This window comes from Streptomyces sp. NPDC041970 (assembly GCF_055588985.1).
Window position 1 is genome coordinate 86,597 of record NZ_JBVJCD010000008.1, and the last position, 20,874, is coordinate 107,470.

Below are 20,874 nucleotides of genomic sequence, written 5' to 3' on the forward strand. Positions count from 1 at the left end.
CGGCCGCCCACCGCTGCTCCCGGGGCACACCACCCCTCCGGGAGCAGCGGTTTTCCGTCTTTCCGCTCCTCCGCTTCCCTTCCTTCGCTCTTCGGGCCCGCGGACTCCCCCCGACGGGACCGCCCGCCCGGCTCCGCCCCGCTCGGGTCGCTCCTTGGGCGGCGCGAGCCGCCGGCCTGCCCGGCCCCGGCGGCCACTGGCCGGGGTGGCCGCAGGCCTTGGCTGCGGAGTCCGGGGTGACCACCGGGCGGAGCGGCCACCGCCATCGGCCACGGCGGCCGCCGCGTCCAGCCGTCCGCGCCTCGGCCGGGGTCAGCGGCGGGCCGTGACCGGCCCCTCCACGGTGAACAACTGCTCCTCGACATGGTCCAGCGCGATGCGGAGCGCCCCCGTGGCGACCGCGGCCTCACCGAGCAACGACAACGTCACCCGCGGCGGGCGCAGACAGTAGCGGGCCAGCTCCCGGCGCAGGGGGTCCAGCACCCCGTCCAGCCCGGCGGCCCAGCCCCCGACGACCACCAGCTCCGGATCGAGCGCCAGCACCAGGGCCGCCACGTCGTGCACGAGCCGCTGCAGGAACCGTTCGACCGCCGCCTGCGCGCCCGCGTCGCCCTGCCGGGCCTGGGCGAACACCGCGGCCACGGCGTGCTCGTCCAGTGGGTCCAGCGGCGTGTCCGTCGTGGACAGCAGACGCTCCGGGGTCACGCCCCGGCCCAGCAGATGCAGTGCGCCGATCTCCCCGGCGGCCCCGCCGAACCCTCGATGCAGACGCCCGCCGATCAGGGACCCCGCTCCCGGACTCAGCCCCGCCAGGACGAAGACGACGTCGTCGGACTGGGTGGCCGCCCCCTTCCAATGCTCGGCGACCGCGGCGGCGTTGGCGTCGTTCTCCACGAGGACGGGGCAGCGGAAGGAACGGCGCAGCCGCTCCCCGAGCGCGAGACCGGTCCACTCCGGCAACGCCGTCCCCAACCGCACCGTCCCGTCGGCCTCCACGATGCCGGGGCTGCCCACGCCGACCGCGCGCAGGCTGCTCCGGGCGACCCCGGTACTCCGCAGCACGTCGGCTATGACGCCCCGGACCTGGTCGAGCCGGTCGTCCGCGCCGGCAGTCTCCGACACCGCACGGGATCCCGCTCCCATGACCCGGCCGTCCAGCCCCGAGATCAGGGCGGAAACCCGGTGCGGTCCGATCTCGACGCCCAGCAGATGACCCGCCTCGGCCCGGAAGCGGAACCGCCGTGCGGGCCGCCCCTGACGACGGGCCTCGCTCTCGTCGGGCAGCGCCTCGACCACCAACCCGGCCTCGAAGAGCCCCTCGACGACCCCCTCCACCGTCGGTCGGGACAGACCCGTGATCCGCGTCAGGTCCGTCAGCGTCAGCGCACCGGCCCCTCTCAGGGCGTGCAACACCACCGCGGAATTGATCCGCCGCAGCAGCGACGGGTCCCCACCGGTCAGCCTGCCCACGGTGTGTCCTCCCAGCTCTTGCGCAATGTCTGCCGGATCGTACTCGCTGGTCGTATGCCCTGCGACCAGCGAAGGAAGCTGGTATCGAGCCGCAATACGGCTCAACCCGGAGCCACGAAACCGGACTCGTAGGCGGCGATCACCGCCTGCGTGCGGTCACGCGCGCCCAGTTTCGCCAGAATCGCACTGACATGGGACTTCACCGTCTCCGTGCCGACGACCAGACTGGCCGCGATCTCTGCGTTGGACAGTCCTCGGGCCATCAGCCGCAGCACCGCCGCCTCCCGCTCCGTCAGCGCCGCCCGCTCCAGGGCGGCGCGCGCCTTGTCCGTGCCGTACTCGGCGGCGAGCCGGCGCACAGCCGCCGGGAACAGCAGCGACTCGCCCTCCGCCACCAGGCGCACGGCGTGCACGATCTCCGCCGGCCTGGCGCGCTTGAGCAGGAAGCCGTCCGCCCCGGCCCGCAACGCCTCGTACACGTACTCATCGTTTTCGAACGTCGTCACCACCAGGATCTTCGGAGGCTCCGGCACCGTGCGCAGCACCAGGCGGGTCGCCTCGATGCCGTCCATCAATGGCATCCGCACGTCCATGGCGACCACGTCGGGGCGCAGCCGCCGCACCAGGGGGAGCACGGCGGCGCCGTCCGCCGCCTCACCCGCCACCTCGATGTCGGGCTGGGCTTCCAGCACGGCACGCAGACCGGCGCGCACGAGAGGCTCGTCGTCTACCAGGAGAACGCTGAAGGACATCGCAGCAGCCTACGGGCTGTCCCGCGGCCCCGACCGGGAGCCCGAGGGCAACCACGGCGCCTCGCAGCGCTGCCAGGGCGCCCCGCGCGCCCTCGGCGCGCGCGCCCCGAGGACGGTCACAGCACCCCGCGCTCCCGCCGGCGCGGAGCCGCGGCCCTCCCACGCCCGCCCCGGTACGCGCACGCCGTCCGCCAGGCATCTCCCCGTACCCGTCGGGCGCCGGCCCACAGGGCTCACGGGACTGCCTCCAGGCGGGCCGCCGCGTCCGTCGGAAGGCACACCCGCACCCTCCACCCTCCCTTGTACGGGCCGGTCGTGGCCGTCCCCCCAAGCAGCGTCGCCCGCTCCCGTATGCCGCGGAGCCCGCTGCCGCCGCCGGACAGCTTCACCGAGCCCGAGACCGGGTTGGTCACCTCCAACTCCAGGGCCCCCGCCACCACCGCGATGCTCACCCGTACGGGGACAGGCCCGGCGTGACGCAGCACGTTGGTGAGGCATTCCTGAAGGATGCGGTACCCCTCTCTGGAAACCGGGGCGGGCACCCGGTCGAGCGCCCCTGACACCTCCGCGACCACCTTCGCCCCGGAGACACGCGCGGAGTCGAGCAACCGGTCGGCCTCCGCCAGGGTGAGCCTCCGGCTGAGGTGGGTCCCCGACTCCCGCAGGACCCGCAGCACGCGCTCCAGGTCCTCCAACGCCTCCCGTCCCGTCTCCTCGATGATCGCGAGCGCCCGCTCCGTGAAAGCCGGGTCGTTCGCCGCACGCGCCGCCCCCGCCTGCACGACCGCGACGGTGAGCGCGTGTCCGATGGAGTCGTGGAGTTCGCGTGCGATCCGATTGCGCTCCAACAACTCCTCGGTCAGCTCCTCCAACGCCGAGAGGCGATCCGCGGGGGACCGGCCCAGCAGCCACCGGGCCGCCGCGGTGACCACGCGGCCCTCCACCACGATGAGGACCACCAGCAACGCGATGGGCAGGGGGACGAGCAGCGCGTGCCACACCTGCGGGTCCCCGTGCGCTGCCAACCCCTCGTCGCGCTCCCGGCCCATCACCGAGAAGGCCAGATCGAGCGCCGTCACGGGCAACCAGACCAGGGCGAGCGTCACCACCGAGAGCAGGAGCCTCACTTCGAGCCAGAGCACTGTCCGCCACCGCTCGGCCCAACTCGTGGAGGGCGCGGCGGAGATCGAGGCGTCGGGGCGACCGCGCTCGTCGGGGGTGAGTAGCAACTGCGCCTGTATTCCCTCCTGCAGGCGCATCGAGGGCACCAGACCCGCGGGGACGGCAAGCACGAGCGGCACCCACGGGGTGTCGAGCGAGACGAAAAGCCACAGGCTGACCACGGCAGCCGGCATACACAGGTGCAGGCAGCGGCTGTAGGTGACCGTGCTGGCCAACGGAGCGAGAAAGCGGCGCATGTGCTCATCGTGGCAGCGGCCGCGACGAGGCGGCTCCCCCGAGCGGGGGAGACCGTACCCACGGGCGGGGGAGGGCAGGCGCCCGGCGCCCGGCCAGGCTTGAGGACATGACCAGCATCGACGTCCACGAGCTCACCAAGCTGTACGGCGCCACCCGCGCGGTGGACCGCCTCACCTTCCGCGTGCAAGCCGGTCGGGTCACCGGTTTCCTCGGTCCCAACGGCGCGGGCAAGTCCACGACCATGCGGCTCGTCCTCGGCCTGGACCGCCCCACGAGCGGCACCGCCACGGTGGGAGGCCGCCCCTACACGGCGCTCCCCGACCCGCTGCGTCGAGTCGGCGCGCTGCTCGACGCCCAAGCGGCTCACGGGGCGCGTACGGCGCGCGACCATCTGCTGGCGCTCGCCGCGAGCAACGGCATATCCGCCGGCAGGGTGGACGCGGTGCTGGAAGAGGCCGGTCTCGCTACGGTGGGCGGGCGCAGGGTCAAGACGTTCTCCCTCGGAATGCGCCAGCGCCTGGGCATCGCCGCCGCACTGCTCGGCGACCCGGCCGTGGTGATGCTGGACGAACCCTCGAACGGGCTGGACCCCGAAGGGATCGTGTGGATACGGGAGTTGATGAAGCGGCTCGCCCGTGAAGGCCGGACGGTGCTGGTGTCCAGCCACCTCATGAACGAGACCGCCTCCTTCGCCGATCACTTGATCGTGCTGGGCCGGGGGCGGCTGCTCGTGGACATGCCGATGAGGCGGTTCCTCGACTCCCGCGGCCGCCCCCGCGTGCGCTTGCGCACCGCGGAACCGGCCCGGTTCCACGACATCCTGTCCGGCGAGGGTCTGACCGTCGCGCAGGACGACGGAGGCTGGACGGTCGAGGGCGCCTCCGCCGAGGAGATCGGCGCGGTGGCCGCACGCGAGGGCGTCACCCTCATGGAACTCGTGGACGAGCGTATGACGTTGGAACGGGCCTACCTCGACCTCACCGCGGCTGAGACCCCCTTCGCGGCCGCCCCGCCCGAATCCGCGGCTCACCCCGGCAGGCGAGCATGAATCCGACAGCAGTACTGCATTCCGAGTGGATCAAGATCAGGTCGGTGCGCTCGGTCATGGGGTCCTTGATAGCCGTCTTCGCCGCCACGCTCGCCGTGGCCGCGCTCGCCTCGGCGACCTTCGGCCGGGCCGAGGCGGGCAACGCCGGAGCCGAACCGGTCCATGACGCCTTCTACGCCCTGAACTTCGGCCAGCTCGCCGCCATCGCCTTCGGTGCGACAGCGCTCTCCTCGGAGTTCGTCGGCGGGGCGCTGCGTGTATCGCTCGTCGCTGTACCCCGTCGCTCCCTCTTCTTCGCGGTCAAGACGGCGCTGCTGGGAGCACTCGCGCTCGTCGTCGGGATACTGAGCAGCTTCACCGCGTTCCTGGTAAGCCAACTCTTCCTGGGGGAGCACGCGATCGGGTTCGGGCACCCCGGAGCGTTGCGAGCGGCCTTCGGCGGAGGGATCTACCTCGCGTTGACGGCACTCCTCGCGGCGGGGTTGACCGCGGTCCTGCGCAGCGCGGTGGCCGTGCTCAGCCTCCTCGTACCGTTCACTCTGATCGTCCCCTTCGTGCTGACCGGGATATCCAGCGGCGTCGCGCAGTACCTGCCGGACCGGGCGGGGCAGCTCGTGCTGCACCAGAACCCGGAGGGCGGGTTGGGGCCGTGGGCGGGGCTCGCGGTGATGGCAGCGTGGGCGGGTGCGGCTCTGCTGGCCGGGTGGTGGGCGGTGCGCACCAGGGACGCCTGACGCGTGACAACGCGCGTGAAGCCCAATGTGGATGCCGAGGGGGCCAGGGAGGTCATTGTCAGTGCGAAGCGGTTTACTGACGTCATGACGACCGCACACCATCTCCGCCTCATCGACGGGATGTGCACCCGGACGTTTCCTCCGGAGCGCGTCTCGTCGGGTTCGGGAGTCAGCGGACCCGGCTACCACAGGGCCTTTCTGCGCATCGACGCAGAACCTTCGGGCGACGACGAACCCGTGCGCGCTGAGCAGCGCCCGCAGTGCCTGGCCGAGCACGACGCCTTGCTCGCCCTGCTGACGTCGCGCTGGGGCGAACCGCAGTTGATGAGTGTGTGGAGTGCGCAGGAGAGGATGCTGGCCGGCGAGGTCGTGGGTGAGCCCTGGGCGGACCTGGTGACCGGTTGCGACTACCTGCGGCTGTGGAGGACCGGCGGCCGTTGGGTGGCTCTGGGGCTGCTTCTGGAGAAGGACGGCCCAGGGGGCGAGTTGGGAGTCCTGGTCACCGTGGTCGACCCGCCCTGATGCGATGAGGGGCGGTCACGCCGGTGGGCGCCGTAGCACGGGCGTGCACGGGGTCCGCACACGAGCGGTCGATGGCGGACACGCGATCGCCCGAGGGGAGCGCGAGCGGGAGCCGAAACGGACCGTGCCACGCGGGAAGCCGTCTCCCACCCACGGTCCGGGTTCGGCTCGCGAGCCGCGTTCGACCCAGGGGCCGGGGTTCGGCTCAGCGGGGTGGCTCCGACGCCGACACCGCTGAGCGCAGGCGGGCGTACTCCTCGGCCATGGTCTGCACCGTCCAGTGGGCGTTGAGACCACTGGGGTTGGGCAGGGCCCAGACCTGGGCACCCCCGACGGTGCGGGTCTGGGGGCCGATGCGGGCGCGGGGCTCTCGGAAGGCCGTGCGGTATGCGGTGATGCCGACCACGGCGAGCCACGCGGGTGCGAGCCGTTCGACCTTCGCCGCCAGGATTTCCCCGCCCTCGCGGAACTCGTCCGCATCGAGTTCGTCGGCCCGGGCGGTCGCCCGCGCCACCACGTTGGTGATCCCCAGCCCGAGATCGATCAGTTGGGACTGCTCCGACGGCAGGAGTCGCCGGGGGGTGAAGCCCGAACGGTGGAGGACGGGCCAGAACCGGTTGCCGGGGTGCGCGAAGTGGTGCCCCGTCACCGCCGTCGTCAGACTCGGGTTGATGCCGCAGAAGAGCACACGCAGTCCGCCCGCGACCACATCGGGGACGGTGCGGTCGCGGGCGGCGAGGAGTTCTTCGGGCGTCATGCCGTGAGGGCGGCGGCGGTCAGAGGATCGAGCCGGGGGTGTAGACCGCGGCCCGGGGGTGCTGCTCGACGATCTCCTCGATCCGGGCGACCAACGACGACACCTGGTCGCCGGCGGCCCCCGTGAACGACAGCTTGTCCGCCATCAGGGCGTCCAACCGCGCGCGGTCCAGGGGGATGCGGTCGTCGGCGGCGAGCTTGTCGAGCAGCTCGTTGCGTTCGGCTCCCTGCTCCCGCATGGCGAGGGCCGAGGCGACCGCGTTCTCCTTGATCGCCTCGTGCGCGACCTCGCGGCCCACCCCGGCCCGCACGGCGGCCATGAGGACCTTCGTGGTGGCCAGGAACGGGAGGTAGCGGTCCAGCTCGCGCGCCACGACGGCGGGGAAGGCGCCGAACTCGTCCAGCACCGTCAGGAAGGTCTCCAGGAGTCCGTCGAACGCGAAGAAGGCGTCGGGGAGCGCCACCCGGCGGACCACGGAACAGGATACGTCGCCCTCGTTCCACTGGTCGCCCGCCAGCTCCCCGGTCATGGAGGCGTAACCGCGCAGGATCACCATCAGGCCGTTCACCCGCTCACAGGAGCGCGTGTTCATCTTGTGCGGCATGGCGGACGAGCCGACCTGACCGGGCTTGAACCCCTCGGTCACCAGCTCGTGCCCGGCCATCAGCCGGATGGTCTTCGCCACCGAGGACGGCGCCGCGGCGAGCTGCACCAGCGCGGTCACCACGTCGTAGTCCAGCGAACGGGGGTAGACCTGGCCGACCGAGGTGAAGGCGTGGGCGAAACCGAGGTGCCCCGCGATGCGCTGCTCCAGGTCCGCGAGCTTGTCCGCGTCCCCGCCGAGCAGGTCCAGCATGTCCTGGGCGGTGCCGACGGGACCCTTGATCCCGCGCAGCGGGTAACGGGAGAGGAGGTCTTCCAGGCGGCCGTAGGCGACCAGCAGCTCGTCGGCGGCGGTCGCGAAGCGCTTGCCGAGCGTCGTCGCCTGGGCGGCGACATTGTGGGAGCGTCCGGCGACGACGAGCTCGCGGTACTCCGCCGCGAGCTTGCCCAGGCGGGCCAGCACGGCCACGGTCCGGTCGCGCATCAGCTCCAGCGACAGCCGGATCTGGAGCTGCTCGACGTTCTCCGTCAGGTCCCGCGAGGTCATGCCCTTGTGGACCTGCTCGTGGCCGGCGAGCGCGTTGAACTCCTCGATCCGGGCCTTCACGTCATGCCGGGTGACCTTCTCGCGTTCCGCGATGGAGGCGAGGTCCACCTCGTCCAGCACACGCTCGTAGTCGGCCAGCGCCGCGTCGGGGACCTCGATCCCGAGGTCCTTCTGAGCGCGCAGCACCGCCAGCCAGAGCTGGCGCTCCAGCTTCACCTTCTGCTCGGGGGACCAGAGGACGGCCAGCTCCGCGGAGGCGTAGCGGCCGGCCAGGACATTGGGGATGCGAGGCTTCGCAGACACAGCAGTCACGTGGACAGATTCTACTGGCGGTTCGTGCAGGCCAGCGCCGCGGTCCCGTTGGTGGCTTGCTACGAAGCGGTGGGAAGGCCGCACGCCGGCCAGGGCCTCCCGTTTGGATCATGCCGGGCTCGCGGGCCCCGGCACGCACGCCCGCGGCGCTGTCGTCGCTCATCAAGGCCCCGCAGTGACTTGCTCCTCCCGCCTCGCGCCCGCACCACCGGACCCCGCTCCCCGACCCGGCGGGACGCGAACGGCAGACCTCAGCGGCGCGGGCCGCCGCCGTGGTCCGCCGTACCGGGAGCGCCGGCAGGGGCGTCGCCCGGTGTGCGGGCGGCGGTGGCCGCGGCGTCGCGGGAGGGGGAGGGGGAGGGCACGCGCCGCCACCCGGTGACCGGGCCGGGGGCCCGCGGGTCCGTGGGCGTGATCCAGAAGGCGGTGCCCGTCGCGTCGTCGAACTGCGCCCCCGTGCGTCCGTCGCCAGAGGAGCGGCCGGTGAGCCGCCGCCCGACCCAGGGGGCCAGGTGGCGGCGGGCGAAGCGGAGGTCGTCCGACCGCCGGACCGTCCAGCGCGGAGGCGCCGTCGCGGGGACCGGAGCCCGCCAGTCGAACGCGGCCGGCAGCCCCAGCGTCTGCCAGACGGCCTCGGCGACGCGCCGGTGGCCCTCGGCGGTGAGATGCAGCCGGTCCACGTCCCACATCCGGGGATCACCGAGCGAGGGCGCGCCGTAGAGGTCGACGACCGAGGCGCCGTACCGGTCGGCCAGCTCGCCGATCACGGCGAACAGCTCCTCCATCCGCGGGCGGAACCGCTCCATCACCGGTCCGTTGCGACCCGGGCTGCGCATCAGCACGAGGCGGCCGCACGACGGGGCCAGCCGCTCCACGGCCTCCTCCAGCCGCCCCCTGACCCTGCCCATGTCGCACGTGGGCCGCAACGCGTCGTTGAGCCCGCCCACGAGCGTGACGACATCGGCCCGGAGCGCCGCCGCCGCACCCACCTGCTCGTCCACGATCTGGCCGATGAGCTTGCCGCGTACGGCGAGATTGGCGTACCGGAATCCGGGGGACCGGTCCGCCAGCCGGGACGCGAGCACATCGGCCCACCCCCGGTAGCTGCCGTCGGGCAGCAGATCCGACATGCCCTCGGTGAACGAGTCACCGACCGCGACGAGACTGGTGTAGGAGGCATGAGATTCCATGGCCACACGATTCTACGTGAGGCCCCGGAGCCGGGCACGGCGACCGCCGCGCCCGGCTCCGGGGTGTGCTCCCGCAGGTCAGCGTGATTGCGGGCGGCCGACCAGCTCCCGCAGCACGTCCTCCATCGTGACCATGCCCGCCAGCCGGCCGTCCTCGTCGAGCACGGCCGCCAGATGGGTCCGGCTGCGCCGCAGAGCGGTGAGCACGTCGTCGAGCGGAGTCTCCGCCCGGACGCGGGCGATCGGCCGCAGCGCCGCCGCCGGGAAGGGGACGTCGCGGGGCGTGGCGTCCAGGGCGTCCTTCACATGGAGGTAGCCGAGGATGCGCTGCTCGCCGTCCATCACCGGGAAGCGGGAGAACCCGGACTCCGACGAGAGCCGTTCCAGTTCCTCCGGGGTGGTGCCGACCCTGGCGTACAGCACCCGGTCGACCGGCATGACCACATCCCGTACCGGACGGCGGCCCAGCTCCAGGGCGTGGTGCAGGCGTTGCGCGGAGCGGTCGTCGACCAGGCCGGCGTCCCCCGCGTCCTGGACCATCCGCGCCAGTTCGTCGTCCGAGAACGTCGCGGAGACCTCGTCCTTCGTCTCGACCCGCAGCAGCTTGAGGAGGGCGTTGGCGAAGGCGTTGATCGTGAAGATCACCGGACGCAGGGCGCGGGCCATCGCGACCAGCGGCGGGCCCAGGAGCAGAGCGCTGCGGGCCGGTTCCGCCAGCGCGATGTTCTTCGGCACCATCTCGCCGAGCAGCATGTGCAGATAGGTCGCCACGCCCAGCGCGATGACGAAAGAGAGCGGGTGGACCAGGCCGTGCGGCACGCCGACCGCGTCGAAGGCCGGCTCCAGCAGATGGGCGATGGCCGGCTCGGCCACGATGCCCAGCACCAGGGTGCAGAGCGTGATGCCGAGCTGGGCGGCGGCCAGCAGGGCCGACACGTGCTCCAGGCCCCAGATGACGCTGCGGGCCCGGCGGTCCCCGGCCTCGGCCTCCGGTTCGACCTGGCTGCGGCGCACGGAGATCAGGGCGAACTCGGCGCCGACGAAGAAGGCGTTGGCCACGAGGGTCAGCAGGCCGATGAAGAGCTGGAGGAAGATCACTGGCCGTCCTCCGTCCCGCTGTCCGCTTCCGGCGCGGGCGCGTGCAGCAGGGCCCGCGCGGCGCGGCGGCCCGAGGCGTCCACCACGTCGATCCGCCATCCCGCCAGCTCCACGGTGTCGTCCACCGTCGGAATGCGGCCGATCTCGGACGCGATCAGCCCGGCGAGGGTCTCGTAGGGCCCGTCCGGCACCCGCAACCCGATCGTCCTGAGCTGGTCGGTGCGGGCCGCTCCGTCCGCCGACCACAGCGCGCGGCCGTCGGCGTCCTCACCGACGGCCGCGAGGTCGGGCGTCTCGTGCGGATCGTGTTCGTCACGGACCTCGCCGACGACTTCCTCCACGATGTCCTCCAGCGTCGCGACGCCGGCCGTCCCGCCGTACTCGTCGATCACCACGGCCATGGCGAGCTTTCCGGACAGCCGGTCCAGCAACCGGTCCACGGTGAGCGTCTCCGGGACGAGCAGGGGTTCGCGCAGCAGCTCCGACACGCGGGTGCGCGGCCGTCGGTCGGCGGGGATCGCCAGTACGTCCTTGATGTGGGCCACGCCGACCACGGTGTCGAGGCTGCCCCGGTAGACGGGGAAGCGCGACAGGCCGGTCGCCCGCGTGGCGTTGGCGACGTCCTCGGCCGTCGCGTGCAGGTCCAGCGCGGTCACCTGGACCCGCGGTGTCATCACGTTCTCCGCGGTCAGCTCCGACAGGTTGAGGGTGCGGACGAAGAGTTCGGCGGTGTCCGCCTCCAGCGCCCCCGCCTTCGCGGAGTGGCGGGCCAGCGCGACCAGTTCCTGCGGGCCGCGGGCCGAGGCCAGCTCCTCGGTCGGTTCCAGGCCGAAGCGGCGCACGATCCGGTTCGCCGTGTTGTTGAGGTGGCTGATGAAGGGCCGGAACACCGCGGTGAACATCCGCTGCGGCGTGGCCACGGCCTTCGCCACGGCCAGCGGCGAGGAGATGGCCCAGTTCTTCGGGACCAGCTCCCCGACCACCATCAGGACCACCGTGGACAGCGCCGTGCCGACGACGAGGGCCAGCGTGGACGCGGCGGCGGGCGGCAGCCCCGCCGCCTCGACCGGCCCGCGGATGAGCTTCGCGATCGACGGTTCGGAGAGCATACCGATCACCAGGTTGGTGACGGTGATGCCGAGCTGGGCGCCCGAAAGCTGGAAGGTGAGGCTGCGGACGGCCTTCATGGCGCCGGCCGCGCCGCGGTCGCCCCGCTCGACGGCGCGTTCGAGTTCGCTCCGCTCCACCGTGGTCAGGGAGAACTCCGCCGCGACGAACGCGCCGCAGGCGACGCAGAGCAGCAGGGCGGCGAGCAGCAGAAGCACTTCGGTCATCGGTTCACCTCCGTCCCATGGTCGGGCAGGCGCGGCAGGACCGCGCGGCGTCGGCTGAATCGGAGGGCTCGGCTACTGGGGGCTCGCCCATGGGCGGACGCTCACACCTTTCGGCAGTGGATCGTGGGGGACAGGTCATCGTAGGGCGTTCGGGGGCGGGGGCGCGGGGTGCGCTCATGCCCCGCGGGTCGCGTGCGCCGCGCGGCGGGTCCGTGCGCGTCCCGTCGCCGCTCCGGCGCCTCAGTCCGGCAAGGGCTTCACCCAGCGGCTCCACCGCGGATCGGGCCGGTACCCCGCCGCGCGCCAGGCGTGCCGGGCCGACTCGTTGCGGTCGAGCACCATGGCGTCGGCGCGCCGCCCGCCCAGAGCGGTGAACCGTTCCTCCGCCGCTGCCAGCAGGGCGGTGCCGACGCCCTGGCGGCGCCGGTCGGGGCGGACGGCGAGCCGGTAGAGATGGCAGCGCCAACCGTCGAAGCCGGCGATCACGGTGCCCACCAGCGCCCCTTCCCGTTCCGCGAGGATCAGGGCGTCCGGGTCCCGTGCCACCAGGCGCGCGACCCCGTCGTGGTCGTCGGTGACGCTGACGCCCGTGGCGGACGTCCTCCAGAACGCCAGGACGCCGTCCAGGTCGGCCGCGGTCGCGGTCCGTATCGAGAGATCGTTCATGGCCGCCATCCCACCACTCGCCCCGTGCGTGCGTCGATCGTCTTCCACGACTCCCCCCGCCCCAACCCTCCCGCGCGCCCTCGTCTCGGGCCGCTCCCGCTCCTCCCGGCCCGCGGCGACGGCCCCCGGCCGAGGGGCCTCGCGCGGCCGGACCCCCTCTTGCCGGTGCTAGCGCCACCGCGCTAGCGTGGGGAGGTGCCCAAGACTCAGCTCAATGTTCGAGTGGACGAGGCCACCGCCGAGGCCGCGCGACAGCGCGCGCTCCAGAGGGGGATGAGCGTGAACCGCTACATAGAAGAGCTCGTCAAGCAGGACGCCGGCGAAGTGGGACACACCTTCGTCGAGGCCGCCGCCGATTTCATGAAGCAGTACGAAGCGGTGTTCGCCGAGGAGTTCGGCCCGGAGGGCGAAGGCGCCCGTTGAACCTTCGGATCGACCTTTCCTGGCTGCTCATGGTCGCCGAGCACAGGACGCCCGGAGATCCCCAGGTCGTCGACTGGGGCGCGCTCGTCGCCGCCGTCGCACGGCACGACGCGGAGATCTTCGGCAGTCCCGTCTACAGCGATCCCCACTCGAGGGCGGCCGCTCTGCTGCAACTGCTGCTGCACGTGCCCGCGCTGGAACGCTCCAACGCCATGTTCGCCTCGGCCGTCGCGTACGGCTACCTCGTCGCCTCCGGGCTCGACGTCACCACCTCGCCCGAGCGGGTCCGTGATCTCGCGCTGCTGGTCAAGCAGGGCAAGGCCGACGTACGGGCCATCGCGGACGAGCTGCGGCAGTGGAGCGTATGAGGGGAGCCGCGGGCCGTCGTGCGCCCTCCGCCCGGCCGCTGTGGAGCCCGGCGGTTCCGGCCCGCCGCCGTGAGGACCGCGGGGGCCCGAGGCGCAGCCCGTCGTGAAGACCGCGCGGGCGGGCCGCACCCGGCGGAGAGGGACGTCCCCACCGCCCGCGGCCCGCGTCGGCGCGTCCCCCGCTCAGCGCGGGGACCAGGTCCCCCCCAGCTCCGGAGCCAGCCACCCCGCCGCCCGCGCCGCGAAGTCCGCGCCCGGCAGCGCCCCCGCCCCGGCCGGTACGGCGCCCAGCAGCGGGGCCCCCGCCACCACCGGCAGGTCCTCGACGTTGCACCGGGCGGCCAGGTCCGGTTCGGCCGGCATACTGCCCACCACCACGCCCCGGCACCGCAGCCCCCGGCTCCGCAGCGCCTCGGCGGTCAGCGCGGTGGCGTTCAGCGCGCCCAGGCCCGCGGGCGTCACCACCAGCACCGGCGCGGACAGCAGCCGGGCCGCGTCGGCGAGGGTGCCGCCGTCGTCGTCGAACCGTACGAGGAGCCCGCCCGCGCCCTCCACCAGCACCAGGTCGTGCTCGGTGGCCAGCTTCTCCGCCGCGTCGGCCACCTCGTACGGGCGCACCGGTGGGAGCCCCGCGCGCCGGGCGGCCGTGGCCGGGGCCAGCGGCTCGGGGAACCGGGCCAGCTCCACCGCGGTCACCTGCCCGCCCGCCAGGCGCGCCACCTCGGCGGCGTCGCCCGGTTCGCCGGGCGCGAGGCCGGTCTGCGCGGGCTTGAGCACCGCGACCCGAAGGCCCCGCGCGGCAGCCGCCACGGCGGCGGTCACCACGGTCTTGCCGATCTCCGTGCCCGTGCCGGACACCACCAGGATCGTCGTCATCCCGTTCACCCCTCCCGTGCCGCGGCGCACACGGCCCGGCAGACGCGTCGTACGTCGTCGTCGCCGGTGACGTACGGCGGCATCGTGTAGACGAGGTCGCGGAACGGCCGCAGCCACACGCCCTCGCGCACGGCGGCGCGGGTCGCCGCCGCCATGTCCACCTCGTGGTCGAGCTGCACGACCCCGATCGCGCCCAGCACCCGGACGTCGAGCACCCCGGCGATCTCCGCGGCGGGGGCCAGCCCCGTGCGCAGCCCCGCGCCGATCCGCGCCACCTCGCCCTCCCAGTCCTGCCCGAGCAGCAGGTCCACCGAGGCCGAGGCCACCGCCGCGGCCAGCGGGTTCCCCATGAACGTGGGACCGTGCGCCAGCACCGGCACCTCGCCCCGCGAGATGCCCTCGGCCACCCGAGAGGTGCACAGGGTCGCCGCCAGGGTGAGATATCCGCCGGTCAGCGCCTTGCCGAGGCACATCACATCCGGTGACACCCCGGCGTGCCCGGCGGCGAACAGCTTGCCCGTACGCCCGAAACCGGTCGCGATCTCGTCGAGGACCAGCAGGACGTCCGACGCGTCGCACGCCTCCCGCAGCACCCGGAGATAGGCGGGGGAGTGGAACCGCATCCCCCCGGCCCCCTGCACCACCGGCTCCACGATGACGGCCGCCAACTCGTCGGCGTGCCGAGCGATCAGCTCCCGCAGATGCCGTGCGTACGCGGGGTCCGGCTCCGCGTCGAAGCCGTCCGGCGGGGCGTCGGCGAAGATCTGCCGGGGCAGCGCGCCCGACCACAGCCCGTGCATCCCGCCCTCCGGGTCGCACACCGACATGGGCTGCCAGGTGTCCCCGTGGTAGCCCCCGCGCCAGGTCAGCAGCCGCCGCTTGGCCGGACGCCCGGCCGACCGCCAGAACTGCAGGCACATCTTGACCGCGACCTCGACGGAGACGGACCCCGAGTCGGCCAGGAAGACGTGCTGGAGCGGCGCGGGGGTGATCTCCACCAGCCGGGTCGCCAGCCGGACGGCGGGCTCATGGGTGAGCCCGCCGAACATCACATGGCTCATCCGGTCCAACTGGCCGCGCGCGGCCTCGTTGAGGACCGGGTGGTTGTAGCCGTGCACCGCCGACCACCAGGACGACATGCCGTCGACCAACTCGCGCCGTCCCTCGACGGGTTCGGCGAGCCGGAGGCGCACACCGGCGGCGGACTCCACGATCAGCGGTTCCTGGCGGCCCGGCATCGGACCGTAGGGGTGCCACACATGGGCGCGGTCCAGCGCCCGCAGCTCGTCGGGGGCGTACGGCTTGGCGTCGGCGAGCGCGGGGAGCGGGGGCAGCGCGTCGAGCGCGGGGGCGCGCTGCTCAGGCATTGGGCGCGAGGTCCGTCCCGGCGCCGCGCCGGCGCACGGACACCAGGTCGGTACGCGCCCCCGTACCGCCGTCCGTACGCACGCCGCCGGCGTCGGCCGGCTCCGCGCCGCGGACCGCCGCCGCCGTCCCCGTCGCGGAGGGTTCGGCTCCCTGGCCGCCGCACGGCCCGCAACCGCCCGCGTGCGCGCCGCACTCGGCGGACTCCTGCGTTCCACAGCCGCTCCGGGCGTCCGCGCGGTGCCGGGGCAGGGTCGTGGTCCCCGCGCCCTCCACCTCGAAACCGGCGTCCGCGATCATGTCCAGGTCGGCCTGGCCCGCCTGGCCCTCGCTGGTCAGGTAGTCGCCCAGGAAGATCGAGTTCACCAGGTGCAGGGCCAGCGGCTGCAGGGAGCGCAGGTGCACCTCGCGCCCGCCCGCGAGCCGCACCTCGACGTCCGGGCAGACGAAGCGGACCATCGCCAGGATGCGCAGGCACCGCTGCGGGGTGAGGTTCCACTCCTCGGCGAGCGGGGTCCCCTCGAACGGGATCAGGAAGTTGACCGGCACGGAGTCCGGGTCCAGCTCCCGCAGCGCGAACACCACGTCGACCAGATCGGCGTCGCTCTCGCCCATCCCGGCGATCAGCCCGGAGCACGCCGAGAGCCCGGCGGCCTGCGCCTGCCGCACGGTCTCCACCCGGTCCGCGTAGGTGTGCGTGGTGGTGATCGCCCCGTACGTCCCCTCGGACGTGTTGAGGTTGTGGTTGTACGCGTCGGCGCCCGCCGAACGCAGCCGCTCGGCCTGTCCGTCGGAGAGCAGACCGAGGCAGGCGCAGACCTCGACGTCCTCGTGGCGCTCCTTGATGGTCTCGATCGTCTTCGAGACCCGGTCGACGTCCCGGTCCGTCGGGCCGCGCCCGCTCGCCACCAGGCAGACGCGCTTGGCGCCGCCCGCCACCCCGGCGGCCGCGGCCTCGGACGCCTCGTCCGGCTTGAGCCAGGTGTACTTGAGGATCCCGGCCGTCGAACCGAGCCGCTGCGAGCAGTAGGAGCAGTCCTCGGGGCACAGGCCCGACTTCAGGTTGACCAGGTAGTTGAGCTTGACGCGTCGTCCGAACCACTGACGGCGCACCTTCCCGGCGGCGGCCACCACGTCGAGCAGCTCGTCGTCGGAGGTCGCCAGCACGGCGAGCGCTTCTTCGCGGGTCGGCAGTTCGCGCCGCGACCCCTTGTCCACCAGCGTGTTCAGCAGGTCCATGGAAGACGATCCTTGCGCACCGCACCACCTCCAGCCAAGGAGGAACCGGACAGGAGCACCGGGGGAGGGTGTGTGCATCACCACACCCTGACCCGATGCGCGCCCGGCTAGGGTCTGTTGGCTGCCTACAAAGAGACCGCCCGCCCCTGGGGCCTCGGACCGAGGACCCGCCCGTACGGGGCCGCTGCCACGGGCCCGCCGCCGCGGGTCCCCGCTCCGCCCGCCCGCCCGGCGGACCGTGCGGGGACCGCCGCGCCCAGGGCCCGCCGACCCCGAGGACCGCCCCATGTCCTTCGCCCCGTTCGACTGGATCGACGACGAGGCCCGCCGCCGGGCCGACGCCGGACTCGTCCGCACCCTGCGCCCGCGCGGCGCCGGGCCCGGTCCGCTGGATCTCGCGAGCAACGACTACCTGGGCCTCGCCCGGCACCCGGAGACCACCGCCGCCGCGGCCGACGCCGCGCGCCGCTGGGGAGCGGGGGCGACGGGCTCCCGGCTCGTCACGGGCTCCACCGCCCTGCACGCCGAACTCGAGCGGGACCTCGCCGCGTTCTGCGGTTTCGAGGCGGCCCTCGTGCTCTCCTCCGGATACGCGGCCAACCTCGCCGCCCTGACCGCACTCACCGGGCGCGGCTCGCTCATCGTCTCGGACGCGGGCAACCACGCCTCGATCGTGGACGGTTGCCGGCTCTCGCGCGCCGGGACCGCCGTCGTCGCGCACGCCGACCCGGACGCCGTCGCCAAGGCGTTGTGCGGCCACGACGGCCGGGCGCTCGCCGTCACCGACTCGGTCTTCTCCGTCGACGGCGACGCCGCTCCGCTGACCCGGCTCGCCGAGGTGTGCCGCTCCGCCGGCGCGGCCCTGCTCGTGGACGACGCCCACGGCCTCGGCGTCCTCGGCGACGGAGGCCGCGGCGCGCTCGCCGCCTCCGGGCTGGCGGGCGGCGAGGGCGTCGTCGCCACCCTCACCCTCTCCAAGTCTTTGGGCAGCCAGGGCGGTGCGGTCCTGGGCCCGGCCCGCGTCATCGAGCACCTGGTCAACACCGCCCGTACGTTCATCTTCGACACGGGTCTCGCGCCGGCGGCGGCGGGCGGCGCGCTCGGCGCGCTCGGGGTGCTGCGGCGGGAGCCCGAACGGGCCGCCAGGGCACGGGAGGTGGCGGGCGCGCTGTACAGCGGGCTGACCGCCGCCGGGCTGACCGCCGTCCGCCCGGACGCGGCCGTCGTCTCCATCCGGGCGCCGTCGGCGGACGCGGCGGTCCGATGGGCCGCCGACTGCCGTGCGGCGGGGGTCGCGGTGGGGTGCTTCCGCCCGCCGTCGGTGCCGGACGGCGTCTCCCGGCTGCGGTTGACCGCGCGGGCGGACCTGACCGACGAGGAGGTCACGACCGCCGTGGCCGCCATCCGCGCCACCGCCCCGCAGCAGGCGGTCGCGCCGATCGGCTGAGGCCGCGCTCCTGGCGGGCCGGGCGGCGGCCGACCGGGGCCGCCTCCCGCGCGGGTCAGCCGGCCCCGCGGTCCGAGGCCGGGCGGTCCGCCTCCTCGTGCCGGCGGCCGATCGCGGCGATGAGGTCCAGCGAACGCCCGGGCGAGAGCGCCAGCGCCTGCAAGGTGCGGAAGGCCGCGCTGTAGGCCGCCAGGTCGTCCTTCCGCTCCAGATGGACGCTGTTCGTCAGATGGTCGATGACGACCACGTCCAGATCGGAGGTGTCGGGGAAGGAGAAGACGACGAAGGGGCTGGAGACCCCGACGTACCCGCCGAGGGAGAAGGGAAGCACCTGGATGCTCACATGAGGCAGGCGCGCCGCCTCGCGAAGATGGTGCAACTGGTCGCTCATCACCCGCGGCCCGCCCACCTCGCGGTGCAGAACCGCCTCGTCCAGTACGGCGGTGAACCGCGGGGGAGGGGTCGCGCGCAGCACCCGCTGCCGTGTCAGCCGCACCTCGACCAGGGCGTCCAGCCGTTCCTTTGGTAACTCCCCCAGCGAGGCCCGCGTCACGGCCCGTGCGTACCCGGCGGTCTGGAGCAGCCCCGGCACCACCGAGGTCTCCAGCGTCCGGACCGAACCGGCCTGCGACTCCAGGCTGATGAAGTCGCGGTACTGCGGCGGGAGCACCCCCCGGTAGGCGTGCCACCACCCCGGACCGCTGTCGCCCGCCGACCCGGCGAGCACGCCCAGCAGGGCGCGCAGCCGCGTGTCGCGCACCGCGTAGGCGTCCAGCAGCCGCGTCACGTCGGCGGGCGTCACCGCGCTCGCGCCGGTCTCGATACGGCTGACCTTCGACTGGTGCCAGCCGAGCAGTCGAGCCGTGTCCCGACTGGTCAGTCCGCGGGCGTGGCGCAGACTCCGCAGCTCCTCCCCGAGCTTCCGCCTCCGGACGACGGGGCCGTGCGGCATCGCGTTCTCCCTCCGCTGTGCGGGAGCCGCCCTCCCCTGGCGGAGGCGGCCCGCAGGGAGGACAGTGTGCCGCCCCTCCGCACGGGGCGGGTCGCGCGTTCACTGCTTCGAGCGACAGATATATGCATATCTTGGCCGAACACCGTTACAGGGAGCTGCATCAGTGGCAGTCTGGCGCGAAGCACAAGCCCCGCCGGCCATCGGTCGACCGGGGCGGGAAAGGGACGGCGTCGCCATGGCAGACCATCAGGAAGCAACCATCACTCTGCCGAGCGAGCCGGCCTCGGTCTCGGCGGCCCGCAGGCATGTCGCCAGGACCCTGGCGCAATGGGGGCTCCCCGACGACAGCGAGTTCGCCGACACCGTCCGGCTGATCGTCTCGGAGCTGACCACCAACGCCGTGCAGCACACGTTCGGCCAGTCGCCCGCCTTCACCGTGGACCTGCGGCTCGAACGCGACGAGGAACTGCACCTCGGGGTGACGGACAGTCACCCCCGGTGGCCCCAACGGCTCCCCGCCGCCGTACGGCAGGACAATGGCCGAGGGATGGTCATCGTCCGGGCGCTGGCCAAGGAGCGCGGAGGGCGGCTCCGGGTCGTCCCGACCGCCGAGGGCGGGAAGACGGTCTGGACCGTGCTGCCGTGGGCCCCCGCGCTCCAGGGCTGACCGGCCCCGGCTTCCCGCGACCACCGGCCCCCGGCGAGCTGCTTCCGTGGCGCGCCGCTCCCCGAGGACCGCGTCGGGTTCACCCCGCCTGAGCGCGGCCCGCGGGCGCTGCGCCGACGCCTCGGCCGAACCCGCCCCGCAACAGGGCGAGCAGGGTCGCCGCCGCGGCGCTCGCCCGTTCGCCGCGGTGCACGACGGAGATGGTGCGGCGGAACGACGCGGGCTCCAAGCGCCGGACGGACAGGGGCGCCGCCGACATCGCCGCCACCATCTCCGGCACCACCGCCACGCCCAGACCCGCACTGACGAGCGCGCACACCAGGGCGTAGCCGGGCGACTCGCAGACCACCGCCGGTGTCGCGCCCGCAGCGGCCAGCGCGTCCTCCACCCCGCGCCGGGGCGGGTGCGTCGGGGCGCTGCTGATCAGCGGCCGCCCCGCCAGCTCGGTGACCGCGAGTCGGCCGGCCCCCTCGGCGAGCCGGTGTCCCACCGCGGTGACCAGCACCAACTCCTCGACCAGCAGGGGGTCGACGACGACCCCCGCGGGCGGTGGTCCGGACGCCGCCGGCTCGTAGGCGTGGGTCAGCGCGAGGTCGACCTCGCCCGAGGCCACCGCGGCGAGCCCTCCTGGCGGCTCGTAGTCGGTGACGGCCAGCTCGACGTCCGGGTGGGCCCGCCGGAACGCGCTCAGGACCGGCGGCAGCAGATGCACACCGGCCGTCGTGAACGTCCCCACCCGCAGCCTGCCGCCGGAGAGGCCGGCCAGCCGTGCCAGTTCGTACCGGGCCTGGTCCAGCTCGTCCAGGACCCGCCGGGCCCGCACCGCGAGCAGCTCGCCCGCGGCCGTCAGCCGGGCCCCGCGGTGGTGGCGCACGAGCAGCGCCGCACCGGCCTCCCGCTCCAGCTTGGCCAACTGCTGGGAGAGCGCGGGCGCGGTGTAGCCCAGGCGGGCGGCTGCCCGCGTGATCGATCCGGCCTCCGCGACCGCCACGAGCGCCGTCAGCCGTGTCGGGTCGTACATGAAAGCGTTCCTTTAGGCAGACCCAGAAGATTGCAAGTACACGCTAAAGGCTCCGCAGGTCCAG

Annotated in this window: 21 protein-coding genes; 7 read left to right on the forward strand and 14 right to left on the reverse strand. The window is 73.7% G+C overall.

Annotation, left to right across the window (positions count from 1 at the left end; all coding sequences use genetic code 11):
• Nucleotides 1-312 precede the first annotated feature (312 nt).
• The 3 genes from ACZ6EJ_RS06895 to ACZ6EJ_RS06905 all read right to left on the reverse strand — a co-directional run bounded on the left by ACZ6EJ_RS06895 (nucleotide 313) and on the right by ACZ6EJ_RS06905 (nucleotide 3,640).
• Nucleotides 313-1,470 carry an ROK family transcriptional regulator gene (locus ACZ6EJ_RS06895; RefSeq protein WP_469265082.1) on the reverse strand — a complete coding sequence of 386 codons (1,158 nt, stop codon included), beginning with the start codon at nucleotides 1,468-1,470 and terminating at the stop codon, nucleotides 313-315.
• A 101-nt stretch (nucleotides 1,471-1,571) separates the two neighbouring features.
• A complete protein-coding gene (locus ACZ6EJ_RS06900; protein ID WP_469265083.1) occupies nucleotides 1,572-2,222 on the reverse strand; it encodes a response regulator transcription factor in 651 nt (216 codons plus the stop codon).
• A gap of 233 nt (nucleotides 2,223-2,455) precedes the next feature.
• Nucleotides 2,456-3,640, reverse strand: coding sequence for a sensor histidine kinase (locus ACZ6EJ_RS06905; RefSeq protein WP_469265084.1), 1,185 nt, complete (start codon nucleotides 3,638-3,640; stop codon nucleotides 2,456-2,458).
• A gap of 107 nt (nucleotides 3,641-3,747) precedes the next feature.
• On the opposite strand from ACZ6EJ_RS06905, the gene ACZ6EJ_RS06910 reads away from it, so the two are divergent.
• The 3 genes from ACZ6EJ_RS06910 (at nucleotide 3,748) to ACZ6EJ_RS06920 (ending at nucleotide 5,945) form a co-directional block, all read left to right on the forward strand.
• A complete protein-coding gene (locus tag ACZ6EJ_RS06910) occupies nucleotides 3,748-4,689 on the forward strand; it encodes an ATP-binding cassette domain-containing protein (RefSeq protein WP_469265085.1) in 942 nt (313 codons plus the stop codon).
• Nucleotides 4,686-5,423, forward strand: coding sequence for an ABC transporter permease (locus ACZ6EJ_RS06915; protein ID WP_469265086.1), 738 nt, complete (start codon nucleotides 4,686-4,688; stop codon nucleotides 5,421-5,423). The genes ACZ6EJ_RS06910 and ACZ6EJ_RS06915 overlap by 4 nt, the downstream gene beginning before the upstream one ends.
• An 84-nt stretch (nucleotides 5,424-5,507) precedes the next feature.
• On the forward strand, nucleotides 5,508-5,945 hold the full coding sequence (locus tag ACZ6EJ_RS06920) for a hypothetical protein (protein ID WP_469265087.1): 438 nt from the start codon (nucleotides 5,508-5,510) through the stop codon (nucleotides 5,943-5,945).
• 205 nt (nucleotides 5,946-6,150) lie between these two features.
• On the opposite strand, the gene mug is transcribed toward ACZ6EJ_RS06920, so the two are convergent.
• From mug to ACZ6EJ_RS06950, 6 genes are all read right to left on the reverse strand, one after another.
• Entirely contained in the window at nucleotides 6,151-6,702 is a 552-nt protein-coding gene (mug, locus tag ACZ6EJ_RS06925; protein ID WP_469265088.1) for a G/U mismatch-specific DNA glycosylase, read from the reverse strand.
• A 19-nt stretch (nucleotides 6,703-6,721) separates the two neighbouring features.
• On the reverse strand, nucleotides 6,722-8,164 hold the full coding sequence (gene purB / locus ACZ6EJ_RS06930; protein WP_469265089.1) for an adenylosuccinate lyase: 1,443 nt from the start codon (nucleotides 8,162-8,164) through the stop codon (nucleotides 6,722-6,724).
• A 251-nt stretch (nucleotides 8,165-8,415) separates the two neighbouring features.
• Nucleotides 8,416-9,354, reverse strand: coding sequence for an SGNH/GDSL hydrolase family protein (locus ACZ6EJ_RS06935; protein WP_469265090.1), 939 nt, complete (start codon nucleotides 9,352-9,354; stop codon nucleotides 8,416-8,418).
• 78 nt (nucleotides 9,355-9,432) lie between these two features.
• Complete coding sequence (locus tag ACZ6EJ_RS06940; RefSeq protein ID WP_469265091.1) at nucleotides 9,433-10,452, reverse strand: hemolysin family protein; 1,020 nt, start codon at nucleotides 10,450-10,452, stop codon at nucleotides 9,433-9,435.
• Entirely contained in the window at nucleotides 10,449-11,786 is a 1,338-nt protein-coding gene (locus ACZ6EJ_RS06945; RefSeq protein ID WP_469265092.1) for a hemolysin family protein, read from the reverse strand. The genes ACZ6EJ_RS06940 and ACZ6EJ_RS06945 overlap by 4 nt, the downstream gene beginning before the upstream one ends.
• A gap of 240 nt (nucleotides 11,787-12,026) precedes the next feature.
• Nucleotides 12,027-12,461: a GNAT family N-acetyltransferase gene (locus ACZ6EJ_RS06950; protein WP_469265093.1), complete on the reverse strand. Its 435-nt coding sequence runs from the start codon at nucleotides 12,459-12,461 to the stop codon at nucleotides 12,027-12,029.
• A 186-nt stretch (nucleotides 12,462-12,647) separates the two neighbouring features.
• Between ACZ6EJ_RS06950 and ACZ6EJ_RS06955 the strand changes: the two genes are divergently transcribed.
• Nucleotides 12,648-12,875, forward strand: a complete 228-nt coding sequence (locus ACZ6EJ_RS06955) for an antitoxin (protein ID WP_469265094.1) — start codon at nucleotides 12,648-12,650, stop codon at nucleotides 12,873-12,875.
• Nucleotides 12,872-13,243, forward strand: coding sequence for a fic family toxin-antitoxin system, toxin component (locus ACZ6EJ_RS06960; RefSeq protein WP_469265095.1), 372 nt, complete (start codon nucleotides 12,872-12,874; stop codon nucleotides 13,241-13,243). Before ACZ6EJ_RS06955 ends, ACZ6EJ_RS06960 begins: the two co-directional genes overlap by 4 nt.
• A gap of 183 nt (nucleotides 13,244-13,426) precedes the next feature.
• Here the strand turns inward: ACZ6EJ_RS06960 and bioD are convergent, their stop codons facing one another.
• From bioD to bioB, 3 genes are read right to left on the reverse strand one after another with little or no spacing between them, the layout of a single operon-like run.
• The gene (bioD, locus tag ACZ6EJ_RS06965; protein WP_469265096.1) at nucleotides 13,427-14,119 is read right to left on the reverse strand and encodes a dethiobiotin synthase; all 693 of its coding nucleotides are present in this window, start codon (nucleotides 14,117-14,119) and stop codon (nucleotides 13,427-13,429) included.
• Between the two features lie 5 nt (nucleotides 14,120-14,124).
• Nucleotides 14,125-15,486: an adenosylmethionine--8-amino-7-oxononanoate transaminase gene (locus ACZ6EJ_RS06970; RefSeq protein WP_469265097.1), complete on the reverse strand. Its 1,362-nt coding sequence runs from the start codon at nucleotides 15,484-15,486 to the stop codon at nucleotides 14,125-14,127.
• A complete protein-coding gene (gene bioB, locus ACZ6EJ_RS06975; protein ID WP_469265098.1) occupies nucleotides 15,479-16,723 on the reverse strand; it encodes a biotin synthase BioB in 1,245 nt (414 codons plus the stop codon). Before bioB ends, ACZ6EJ_RS06970 begins: the two co-directional genes overlap by 8 nt.
• Nucleotides 16,724-17,009: 286 nt before the next feature.
• Between bioB and ACZ6EJ_RS06980 the strand changes: the two genes are divergently transcribed.
• Complete coding sequence (locus tag ACZ6EJ_RS06980; RefSeq protein WP_469265099.1) at nucleotides 17,010-18,170, forward strand: 8-amino-7-oxononanoate synthase; 1,161 nt, start codon at nucleotides 17,010-17,012, stop codon at nucleotides 18,168-18,170.
• A 55-nt stretch (nucleotides 18,171-18,225) separates the two neighbouring features.
• On the opposite strand, the gene ACZ6EJ_RS06985 is transcribed toward ACZ6EJ_RS06980, so the two are convergent.
• Complete coding sequence (locus tag ACZ6EJ_RS06985) at nucleotides 18,226-19,122, reverse strand: helix-turn-helix domain-containing protein (protein ID WP_469265100.1); 897 nt, start codon at nucleotides 19,120-19,122, stop codon at nucleotides 18,226-18,228.
• Nucleotides 19,123-19,357: 235 nt separating this feature from the next.
• Here ACZ6EJ_RS06985 and ACZ6EJ_RS06990 point away from each other — a divergent pair, with 235 nt between their 5' ends.
• Nucleotides 19,358-19,789 carry an ATP-binding protein gene (locus ACZ6EJ_RS06990; RefSeq protein ID WP_469265101.1) on the forward strand — a complete coding sequence of 144 codons (432 nt, stop codon included), beginning with the start codon at nucleotides 19,358-19,360 and terminating at the stop codon, nucleotides 19,787-19,789.
• A 79-nt stretch (nucleotides 19,790-19,868) separates the two neighbouring features.
• On the opposite strand, the gene ACZ6EJ_RS06995 is transcribed toward ACZ6EJ_RS06990, so the two are convergent.
• The gene (locus ACZ6EJ_RS06995) at nucleotides 19,869-20,810 is read right to left on the reverse strand and encodes a LysR family transcriptional regulator (protein WP_469265102.1); all 942 of its coding nucleotides are present in this window, start codon (nucleotides 20,808-20,810) and stop codon (nucleotides 19,869-19,871) included.
• Between the last annotated feature and the right edge of the window lie 64 nt (nucleotides 20,811-20,874).